At 65.1% G+C, this 9345-nt stretch carries 12 protein-coding genes; 3 read left to right on the forward strand and 9 right to left on the reverse strand.

Annotated elements, in window-relative coordinates; genetic code table 11:
* The 9 genes from EOA33_RS14365 to EOA33_RS14405 all read right to left on the reverse strand — a co-directional run.
* Window positions 1-267 (reverse strand): ATP-binding cassette domain-containing protein (locus EOA33_RS14365; protein ID WP_127405910.1); only part of this gene is annotated, 267 nt, incomplete at its 3' end.
* Window positions 268-580: 313 nt separating this feature from the next.
* On the reverse strand, window positions 581-1357 hold the full coding sequence (phnK, locus tag EOA33_RS14370) for a phosphonate C-P lyase system protein PhnK (RefSeq protein ID WP_126058225.1): 777 nt from the start codon (window positions 1355-1357) through the stop codon (window positions 581-583).
* Window positions 1354-2253, reverse strand: a complete 900-nt coding sequence (locus tag EOA33_RS14375; protein WP_127405911.1) for an alpha-D-ribose 1-methylphosphonate 5-phosphate C-P-lyase PhnJ — start codon at window positions 2251-2253, stop codon at window positions 1354-1356. The genes phnK and EOA33_RS14375 overlap by 4 nt, the downstream gene beginning before the upstream one ends.
* Before the next feature lie 5 nt (window positions 2254-2258).
* The gene (locus tag EOA33_RS14380; protein ID WP_127405912.1) at window positions 2259-2531 is read right to left on the reverse strand and encodes a hypothetical protein; all 273 of its coding nucleotides are present in this window, start codon (window positions 2529-2531) and stop codon (window positions 2259-2261) included.
* Entirely contained in the window at window positions 2528-2944 is a 417-nt protein-coding gene (gene fosX, locus EOA33_RS14385) for a FosX/FosE/FosI family fosfomycin resistance hydrolase (protein ID WP_127405913.1), read from the reverse strand. The genes EOA33_RS14380 and fosX overlap by 4 nt, the downstream gene beginning before the upstream one ends.
* Window positions 2941-4053, reverse strand: coding sequence for a carbon-phosphorus lyase complex subunit PhnI (locus EOA33_RS14390; protein WP_127405914.1), 1113 nt, complete (start codon window positions 4051-4053; stop codon window positions 2941-2943). The genes fosX and EOA33_RS14390 overlap by 4 nt, the downstream gene beginning before the upstream one ends.
* A 1-nt stretch (window position 4054) precedes the next feature.
* Window positions 4055-4660, reverse strand: a complete 606-nt coding sequence (gene phnH / locus EOA33_RS14395; protein ID WP_127405915.1) for a phosphonate C-P lyase system protein PhnH — start codon at window positions 4658-4660, stop codon at window positions 4055-4057.
* Window positions 4660-5121: a phosphonate C-P lyase system protein PhnG gene (gene phnG, locus EOA33_RS14400; protein ID WP_126058230.1), complete on the reverse strand. Its 462-nt coding sequence runs from the start codon at window positions 5119-5121 to the stop codon at window positions 4660-4662. The genes phnH and phnG overlap by 1 nt, the downstream gene beginning before the upstream one ends.
* A gap of 68 nt (window positions 5122-5189) precedes the next feature.
* On the reverse strand, window positions 5190-6146 hold the full coding sequence (locus tag EOA33_RS14405; protein ID WP_127405916.1) for an IS481 family transposase: 957 nt from the start codon (window positions 6144-6146) through the stop codon (window positions 5190-5192).
* A 505-nt stretch (window positions 6147-6651) separates the two neighbouring features.
* On the opposite strand from EOA33_RS14405, the gene aroC reads away from it, so the two are divergent.
* The 3 genes from aroC to EOA33_RS14420 form a co-directional block, all read left to right on the forward strand.
* Window positions 6652-7761 (forward strand): chorismate synthase, encoded by a 1110-nt coding sequence (aroC, locus tag EOA33_RS14410; protein ID WP_127405917.1) that lies wholly within the window; start codon window positions 6652-6654, stop codon window positions 7759-7761.
* Window positions 7762-7894: 133 nt separating this feature from the next.
* The gene (gene ribB, locus EOA33_RS14415; protein ID WP_126055936.1) at window positions 7895-8995 is read left to right on the forward strand and encodes a 3,4-dihydroxy-2-butanone-4-phosphate synthase; all 1101 of its coding nucleotides are present in this window, start codon (window positions 7895-7897) and stop codon (window positions 8993-8995) included.
* A gap of 27 nt (window positions 8996-9022) precedes the next feature.
* Window positions 9023-9345 (forward strand): GNAT family protein (locus EOA33_RS14420; RefSeq protein ID WP_145989140.1); only part of this gene is annotated, 323 nt, incomplete at its 3' end.

The following is a 9345-nucleotide window of genomic DNA, read 5'->3' on the forward strand; positions in this document are numbered from 1 at the left end:
GGCAAGCACCGTGCGCGGGCTGGCGCTGGCGAGATCGATCAGGCCGTTCTCGTGCTGGACGATGATCTGGCCCTCGTCGACGGCGTAGTTGCCGTAGAGCATCTTGAGGATCGAGCTTTTTCCCGCGCCGGACGGGCCGCCGAGCACGGCGCATTCGCCGGCGCGGATCGAGAAGGACACGCCGGCGACGACCGGCAGCCGGATGCCATCGCGCAGGTGCATGGTGAAGCTTTTGGCGACATCGGAGACAACGAGAGGGGTGGGCATCAGAAGGTCTTCCTATTGTCGCCGATCGGCGGGAGAATATGGCCCTTTCTCCCCGTCACTATACGGGGAGAAATGTCCGGCTGGACAATGAGGGGCAGCGCCGAGGTCCAGCTGAAGTGCTCTGCGCTGGGCGACGCTCCTGGGACGGCATTGGCGTCCGCGCGCATTCCCGCCACGTCAGCGCCGCCCCTCATCGGCCTGCCGGGCACTTCTCCCCGTATAGTGACGGGGAGAAGGGGCGGCCTCGTGCGGTTTCGCCAATCTCCAACATTGCAGATAGCCCGTGACAGAGGGGGGTGACTTGGCGCCATCATCACACCTGCAAAATCGAAGAAACAAGCAACTGCGTATAGGGCGCGCGCGGGTCGTCGAGGACGCGGTCGGTCAGGCCGCTTTCGACGACGTGACCGTCCTTCATCACCATCATGCGCTGCGACAGTAGCCGCGCCACGGCGAGGTCGTGGGTGACGACGATGGCCGCCAGGCCAAGGTCGGTGACCAGCCCGCGCAGCAGGTCGAGCAGGCGCGCCTGCACCGAGACGTCGAGGCCGCCGGTCGGTTCGTCCATGAACACGAGGCGCGGCCCGGTGACGAGGTTGCGGGCGATCTGCAGGCGCTGGCGCATGCCGCCGGAAAAGGCGCGCGGCTCGTCGTCGATGCGGTCCTCGTCGATCTCGACGCGCGACAGCCAGTCGACGGCGGTTGCGCGGATTTTTCCGTAGTGGCGGTCGCCGACGGCCATCAGCCGCTCGCCGACATTGGCGCCTGCCGACACCGTCATGCGCAGGCCATCGGCCGGGTTCTGGTGGACAAAACCCCAGTCGGTGCGCATCAGGAAGCGACGCTCGGCCTCGCTCATGCGGTAAAGCTCGCGCCATTGGCCGTCGCGCATGCGGTAGCTGGCGGTGCCGGAAGAGGGCAGCAGCCGGGTCGACAGGCAGTTGAGCAGCGTCGTCTTGCCGGAGCCCGATTCACCGACCACCGCCAGCACTTCGCCCGGCCACAGGTCGAAACTGACAGTCTCGCAGCCGACGCGCGAGCCGTAGAATTTGGACAGCGCCGAGACGCGCAGCAGCGGTTCGTCGGTCATTCGGCCGGCTCCGTTTTTTCGAGAGCAAGTTGGGCGTCAGGCGCAAGGTGGCCGCGATGGCCTTCCTCACGCCGCTTCTCGCAGTGGTCGGTGTCGGAGCAGACGAACATGTGGCCGCCATGGTCGTCGAGGATGACCTCGTCGAGATAGACGTTCTCGGCCGCGCAGAGCGCGCAGGGCTGGTCGAAGGTCTGCACCTCGAAAGGATGGTCCTCGAAATCGAGGCTGACGACGTCGGTGAAGGGCGGCACGGCATAGATGCGCTTTTCGCGGCCGGCGCCGAACAACTGCAAAGCCGGCGAACGATGCATTTTCGGATTGTCGAATTTCGGCGTCGGCGACGGGTCCATCACGTAGCGGCCCTCGACTTTGACCGGATAGGCGTAGGTGGTGGCGATGCGGCCGTGCCTGGCGATGTCCTCGTAGAGTTTGACATGCATCAGGCCGTATTCCTCCAGCGCATGCATCTTGCGCGTTTCGGTCTCGCGCGGCTCGAGGAAGCGCAGCGGCTCGGGGATCGGCACCTGATAGACCAGAATCTGGCCCGCGGTCAGCGGATGCTCGGGGATACGATGGCGGGTCTGGATGATCGAGGCCTCGGCCGTCTCGGTGGTGACGGCGACGTTGGCGACCTTCTTGAAGAAGGCGCGGATCGAGACGGCATTGGTGGTGTCGTCGGCGCCCTGGTCGATGACCTTCAGCACGTCGTCGGGGCCGATGATCGAAGCGGTGACCTGGACGCCGCCGGTGCCCCAGCCATAGGGCATCGGCATTTCGCGCGAGGCGAAAGGCACCTGGTAGCCGGGTATGGCGATGCCCTTGAGGATGGCGCGGCGGATCATCCGCTTTGTCTGTTCGTCGAGATAAGCGAAGTTGTAGGTGGCGATGTCGGTCATGGCGATCACATCCGCTCCGTGCTACCGAATTGACTTGCAAGGCGTGGAAACCGGACCCGATCGGAATGAATTCTGCCGGATGGATGCACCTCGGGATCGTGTTGCTGGCGTTCGCCGGCGCGGTCGTCTTTTTTCTTCGGCGCACGATTTTTCCGGCGCCAAGGGAAGGTTCCAACAATTCCGAAAGTTGGTACGGCGGCGGTGGTGGCTACGAGGGCCACAGTGGACACGATGGCGGTGGGCACGCCGGTCACGGTGGCGGAGACAGCTGAGCTCATTGCACGACCTCCAATTCCCTGTAGCGCGCCAGCCGCTCGGCCATCGTGCCGGTGTGCAGCTCGAACAGACGGTTGTCGTCGTCGTGGAAATAGATCGAGCGGCCTTCGCCCTCGACGCGCGGGCGCGGCGGGCGCATGTCGATGCCGAGTCTTCTGACACGCTCGGCGTAGCGGTCGAAATCGGCGTCGTCGATCTTGAAGGCAATGTGATTGTAGCTGGGCTCGGTAAGCGGCTCGCCCTGCATGATCGCGATCCAGAGATCGCCGATCAGGAAGAATTTTTCATGCGACAGCGAGAACTGCCGGGCGCCGCTGTCATAGATCTCGCGCGCGTCGAATACGCCGGTCAGGATCTCGCTCATGCGGTCGAGGTCGCGCACGACGAAGGTTATGTAGGAGAGGCTCTCGATCATTCGGCGGCCTCCCGCTTCTCCTCGCCAGTGCGGTGATTTTCGCGGGCGTCGTGCTCGGCGCGCATACGGCGCACAAGGTCGAGCTCGGCCTGGAAGTCGACATAATGCGGCAGCTTCAGGTGCTCGACGAAGCCGGTCGCCTGGACATTGTCGGAATGCGAGATGACGAACTCCTCGTCCTGCGCGGCGGCGACGACATCCTCGCCCAATTCGCTGGCCCGCAAGGCCCGATCGCAGAGCGCCATCGCCATCGCCTTGCGCTCGCTCTGGCCGAAGACCAGGCCGTAGCCGCGGGTGAATTGCGGCGGCGCCTTGGCCGAGCCCTTGAACTGGTTGACCATCTGGCATTCGGTGACGCGGACCGAGCCCAGCGGCACGGCGAAGGGCAGTTCCGGCACCTCCAGTTCCAGCTCGACCGCGCCAATGCGGATTTCGCCGACGAAGGGATGGTTGCGGGCATAACCGCGCTGGGTGGAATAGCCGAGAGCCAGCAGAAACCCCTCGTCGCCGCGCGACAGGGCTTGCAAGCGGATGTCGCGCGCCATCGGGAACTGCAGCGGCTCGCGGGTGATGTCGCCGGGGACGTGGTCGCCGGGCATGTCGCCGTCGGCCTCGATCAGGCCTTCGCGGGCAAGGATCGCCGAAACGCGCAGCATCGGCTCGGCCTCGATGGGGCGTTCCATCGGCTCGGCGACGTCGCCGCCGGCGGCAAGTTCGGGATCGAGCAGCCGGTGGGTGTAGTCGAAGGTCGGGCCGAGCAGCTGACCGCCGGGCAGGTCCTTGTAGGTCGCCGACACGCGGCGCTCGATGAGCATGGCGCCGGTGTCGACCGCGCTGGTGTAGCCGAAGCGCGGCAGCGTGGTGCGATAGGCGCGGATGAGGAAGATCGCTTCGATCATGTCGCCGCGTGCCTGGACAATGGCGAGCGCGGCCAGCTCGCGGTCGTAGAGCGAACCCTCGCTCATCACCCGGTCGACGCCGAGCGCCAGTTGCTCGACGATCTGGTCGAGGCGCAATGCCGGCACTGAGCGGTCGCCGCGCCGGCGATCGGCAAGCAGGCGGTGCGCATTGGCAATCGCGGCCTCGCCGCCTTTCACCGCGACATACATGTCAGGCCTCCATCGTCTTGATGCGCGTGGTGCGCGGCAGGCAGGCGACCCCGTCCGGTGCTGCCAGGATGATGTCGACGCCGCGCGGAAAGCGCTGGCTGTTCTGCTTCCACTGCTCGATGAAGTGGCGCGGCATCTCGGCCGGCGCGAGCATCGCCATCTTCTCGATGCCCGGGCCTTCGAGCAGCAGGGGAGCGCCCGAGGCGAGATCGCTGACGATGAGGATCAGCGTCGTCGAGCGGTCGGGATATTCCTGCGTGCCTTGCGAAAAGCCATCCAGCGCCATCATCTCGGCCGGCCTGGCCACAATGGCGAAATGCGCGTCGGCCGGCGTGTTGGCGAGCGGCGCGCCGGTGTGGAAGCCGAGCCAGGATCTGACCGACGGCTCGGCTTGCAAGCCCGGATCGAGCCAGAGCGCCGTGTCGTTGTCGCAGAGCGCCAGCGCGACCGCGCCTGAAGTCGCTGACAGTGGCGCCGGCGGACGGGCAAAGGCCGGCAGCGGCTGCACGCTGCCCGGCCGCGCCATCGCATCCATGACGGCGCGGAACACCGTCTGCGCATTGAAGACCGGATCGGCGAAACCGCCTTCGATCGATTGCGTCTCCATCAGTCCTCTCCGCGCACCATGGTGAAGAAATCCACTTTTGTCGCCGCCGTCTCGGCACGGCGTTTTTCGTGCGCCTCGGTGAGCACAGCGCGCAGCGGCGCGATCACCCTGGTCTCGACAACGTCGCGATGGGCCGGGTCCTGCCACAGCGCATCGGCGATCGCGGCCAGCTTCGCCTTCTGCCTGTCGCGGCCGAGCGCATAGCTATGGCCGACCTGGCCGGAGGGCAGGCGCACCGTGGCGCGGGTGACCGTCGCCTCGCCGACATTGAAGGGCGCGCCGCCGCCGCCGATGCGGCCGCGCACCGTCACCAGGCCGGTTTCGGGGCCGCGCAGTAGCTCGGCTTCCAGGGGCAGGCCGGCCTCGCTCCAGAGCCGGGCGATCTCGTCGCCGCCGGACTGCGCCAGCGTCGCCATCGCCGCCTTGCGCCCGGCCTGCTCGCGCGCTTCCTGTCCTCGCATGGCGGCACTCCATCGGTTGCGCAAATTTGTCTATTGATATAGACAATTATACAAATTATACGCATTAGCTAGCTGTGGAGCCTCAACAGGTTGTCCTCGGTTAGAGCGAGGCGACTGATAGGTGTTTTGGACTTTAGGCTCCCGTGGGGACGGTGCCAATTGTATCTGTGCAGCCAGACCGGCAACTCTGCGGCGCGGTGATCTGAAGTCGGATAAGCGATGGCATAAGCCCATTCGCGCAGTGCTGTCTGGATGAAGCGCTCGGCCTTGCCATTGGTCTTGGGTGTATAGGGTCTTGTCCTGACGTGCTTGAGGCCGAGATCGCGGCAGGCCTTGGCGAAGGCCTTTGATCTGTAGCAGGAGCCGTTGTCGGTCATGACGCGGGCTATCGTGACGCCGAGGCTGGCGTAGTAGGCCACCGCCGCCTTGAGGAAGGCGATGGCGCTTTCTTTTTTCTCGTCGGGCAGGATCTGCGAGAAGGCGATGCGGGAGGCGTCGTCGATGCAGACATGGACGAACTCCCAACTGCTGCCGCGCGAGCTGGCATTGCCGGTGCGCTTGCCGGTAATGCGATGACCGATGCGCTCGAAACGACCGAGCTTCTTGATATCGATATGGATCATCTCGCCAGGATGCTCGCGCTCGTAGCGTCGGATCGGCTCGGCCGGGTCGATATCCCGCAACCGCGACAGTCCGGCACGCTTGAGAACCCGGCTAACGGTGGCGGGCGAGACGCCGACCTCATGGGCGATGTGCTTGCCGGTCCAACGTTGCCGCCGCAGCGCCATGATGCGCTCGGCGATCAACGCAGCGGTGGCCTGCGGCATATGGGCGGGCCGCGAGGAACGGTCGATCATGCCGGCCCGCCCTTCGGACTTGTAGCGCTCGACCCAGCGCGCCACGATCTTGGCCGACACGCCGTAGACACGCGCCGCATGGGCTTTGGAGAAAGCGCCTTCTATCACCGACAGCGCCATCTCCTCTCGACGCAGCGGTGTGAGACGGGCATTCTTATGGATGTTCATTCGGATCCTCCGATGGATGCTGAAGCGTGGTAACTCCAGTCTCCTCGGTCCGGTCCGAATGGACAACCTCCCGAAAGCTCACAGCTAGCTAGCCGATACTGGCGGCCTTGCCAATCCCAAAAGGAAATCCTAGCTCCACCGCCCCCAATCACGCGGCTGCCTTACTTGCACGATCCATAAGATACTGGAGAGACCGCCTGCCCGACCTCGCTGGCTTCATAGGATAGCCGGGAAACAACAGCGGCTATAGATCGACCGGCACGGCGTTTGTTGTTCAGCCCGATGCCGAGATGGTGGCTCAGCGAGGGTTGCGGCGCAGTGGTTCGACATCGGACGATGCCGCCGTAGCGCCGAAATCATCCATCATGCTGGATCCGCCGGTTTGACCACTGTGGAAAACGCCAATAGAAGGCAGCGTGCAGCGCCGCGCGTCCTTTTGGGCGCGCAGAGGACGCTGCGCCACCGAGAAGATTACCGGCTCCGCCGCCGGGCAGGGCGCTTTTCCATGTCTCACAACACGTTCGGCCATCTTTTCCGCGTCACCACCTGGGGCGAAAGCCATGGGCCGGCACTCGGCTGCGTTGTCGACGGCTGTCCGCCCGGCATCCGCTTCACCCGAGCGGAAATCCAGGCCGAACTCGACAAGCGCCGGCCCGGCCAGTCGCGTTTCGTGACGCAGCGTCGCGAGCCGGATGAGGTCAAAGTCCTCTCCGGCTTCATCCTCGACGAGGACGGCGAGACGATGATCACCACCGGCACGCCCGTCTCGATGCTGATCGAGAATGTCGACCAGCGCTCGAAGGACTATGGCGAGATCGCCCGCCAGTACCGGCCGGGCCATGCCGACTACACTTACGAGGTCAAATACGGCCTGCGCGATTACCGTGGCGGCGGCCGCTCCTCGGCGCGCGAGACGGCGGCGCGGGTGGCGGCCGGCGCGCTCGCCCGCAAGGTCGTGCCCGGTATGATGGTGCGCGGCGCACTGGTCTCGATGGGTGAAAAATCCATCGATCGCGCCAACTGGAACTGGAACTTCATCGGCGATGCGGAAAATCCGTTCTTCACGCCGGATCCGGCGTCGGTTCCCGTCTTCACCCAATATCTCGACGGCATCCGCAAGGCGGGTTCCTCCGTCGGCGCCGTCATCGAAATCGTCGCAGAGGGCGTTCCAGCCGGTCTCGGCGCGCCGATCTATGCCAAGCTCGATCAGGACATCGCGTCCGGCCTGATGTCGATCAACGCCGTCAAGGGCGTCGAGATCGGCAATGGCTTCGAGGCCGCCCGCATCACCGGCGAACAGAATGCCGACGAGATGCGCATCGGCAATGACGGCAAGCCGGTTTTCCTGTCGAACAATGCCGGCGGCATCCTGGGCGGCATCTCGACCGGGCAGGCGATCGTCGCCCGTTTCGCCGTCAAGCCGACCTCCTCGATTCTGACCCCGCGCAAATCGATCGACAAGGACGGCAACGACGTGGAGGTGATGACCAAGGGCCGCCACGACCCTTGCGTCGGCATCCGCGCTGTGCCGATCGGCGAGGCGATGGTTGCCTGCGCGATTGCCGATCACTATCTGCGGCACAGAGGACAGACGGGGAAGGGAGTAGGGCAGTAGGGCAGTAGGGCAGTAGGGCAGTAGGGCAGTAGGGCAGTAGGGCTAGCTCGCGCTCCGACGCCGAACTTTTCGCTTTCCCCTGCTCCCTTACTGCCCTATTCCCCTACTCCCTTGCGAGCAAAGCGAGCGCACAATGCCATACGACCAAAAGAAGATCGTCGAAGCCATCCGCGCCTTCGAGCGCGGCGAGATCGTCGTGGTCATGGACGATGACGGGCGCGAGAACGAAGGCGACCTGATCGTCGCCGCAGTCCACTGCACGCCGGAGAAGATGGCCTTCATCGTGCGCAATACCTCCGGCATCGTCTGCACGCCGATGCCGCGCGAGGAAGCCAAGCGCCTCAACCTGGCGCCAATGGTGGCCGACAATGACTCCGCCCACACCACCGCCTTCACCGTCAGCGTCGACTTCAAGCACGGCACCACGACCGGCATTTCCGCCGACGACCGCACGCTCACCGTCCGCAACCTCGCCAACGGCAATGTCGGCGCCTCCGATTTCGTCCGCCCCGGCCATATCTTTCCGCTGATTGCGCGCGAAGGCGGCGTCCTGATGCGCTCCGGCCATACCGAGGCCGCCGTCGACCTTTGCAAGCTCGCCGGCCTGCCGCCGATCGGCGTCATCTCCGAGTTGGTCAACGATGACGGCACGGTCAAGCGCGGTCCCGAAGTGCAGGCCTTCGCCGTGGCGCACGGCCTGAAGCAGGTTTCGGTGGCCGATCTCATCGCCTACCGGCAGCGCAAGGAAACGCTGGTCGAGCGCGTCGCCTGCTCCGACATCGACACGCTCGGCGGCAAGGCTCAGGTCTTCACCTACACATTGCCCTGGGATTCCATGCACCACGTCGCGGTTGTCTTCGGCGATATCCGCGACGGTGAGGAGGTTCCGGTGCGCCTGCACTCCGAGGATGTCGTGACCGACGTGTTCGGCACCAGCCATCGGCTCGACGCCATCATGAAGGCGATGGGCGAGCGCGGGCGCGGCGTTATCGTCTACCTGCGCGAGGGCTCAGTTGGCGTTGCCCACCAGGAGCGCAAGCGGCCGGCAAGCGGCGATCGTGAAGACCACGAAGAAGCTCGCCGCCGCGAGAACGAATGGCGCGAGATCGGCCTCGGCGCGCAGATCCTCAAGGATCTCGGCATTTCCTCGATCAACCTTATCGCCTCGCGCGAGCGCCACTATGTCGGCCTTGAAGGCTTCGGCATCCACATCGCCAAGACTGAGATCCTTTAAGGCCGGTCGGCTCCGGGCTGGGAGCGGATGAACGTGTCACTGCCTTCCAGCCAGCGTAGCGGAAGGCTGCTGCGGCGCCGGCCGGCAACATCCGGCCTGGCTTTCCTGATCGACCTCTTCTCGCGCAATGAGCTTGTCGCGCATCGTCCCGATCCGACGCCGGATACGCCGCAGCACAGCGCCGCAAGGCTCGCGCGCGACATCGGCCACTGGGATAGGCACGGCTTTGGCCGCTGGGCGGTCGAGGCGGGCGGGAAGATGGTCGGCTTCGGCGGCGTCACCGTCTCCAGCGATTTCGATGGTCTGAACCTGTCCTACCACCTACAGCCCGAAAGCTGGGCCACGGCTTC

Source organism: Mesorhizobium sp. M4A.F.Ca.ET.050.02.1.1 (assembly GCF_003997725.1).
In the GTDB taxonomy this organism is placed as follows: Bacteria; Pseudomonadota; Alphaproteobacteria; order Rhizobiales; family Rhizobiaceae; genus Mesorhizobium.

What these genes read in the sequence shown, in the direction of transcription:
- fosX (WP_127405913.1), bottom strand. Translation starts at nt 2,944, where the DNA reads ATGATCGAGAGCCTCTCCTACATAACCTTCGTCGTGCGCGACCTCGAC.
- EOA33_RS14405 (WP_127405916.1), bottom strand. Translation starts at nt 6,146, where the DNA reads ATGAACATCCATAAGAATGCCCGTCTCACACCGCTGCGTCGAGAGGAG.
- aroC (WP_127405917.1), top strand. Translation starts at nt 6,652, where the DNA reads ATGTCTCACAACACGTTCGGCCATCTTTTCCGCGTCACCACCTGGGGC.
- ribB (WP_126055936.1), top strand. Translation starts at nt 7,895, where the DNA reads ATGCCATACGACCAAAAGAAGATCGTCGAAGCCATCCGCGCCTTCGAG.
- phnK (WP_126058225.1), bottom strand. Translation starts at nt 1,357, where the DNA reads ATGACCGACGAACCGCTGCTGCGCGTCTCGGCGCTGTCCAAATTCTAC.
- EOA33_RS14375 (WP_127405911.1), bottom strand. Translation starts at nt 2,253, where the DNA reads ATGACCGACATCGCCACCTACAACTTCGCTTATCTCGACGAACAGACA.
- phnG (WP_126058230.1), bottom strand. Translation starts at nt 5,121, where the DNA reads ATGCGAGGACAGGAAGCGCGCGAGCAGGCCGGGCGCAAGGCGGCGATG.
- EOA33_RS14390 (WP_127405914.1), bottom strand. Translation starts at nt 4,053, where the DNA reads ATGTATGTCGCGGTGAAAGGCGGCGAGGCCGCGATTGCCAATGCGCAC.
- EOA33_RS14380 (WP_127405912.1), bottom strand. Translation starts at nt 2,531, where the DNA reads ATGAGCTCAGCTGTCTCCGCCACCGTGACCGGCGTGCCCACCGCCATC.
- phnH (WP_127405915.1), bottom strand. Translation starts at nt 4,660, where the DNA reads ATGGAGACGCAATCGATCGAAGGCGGTTTCGCCGATCCGGTCTTCAAT.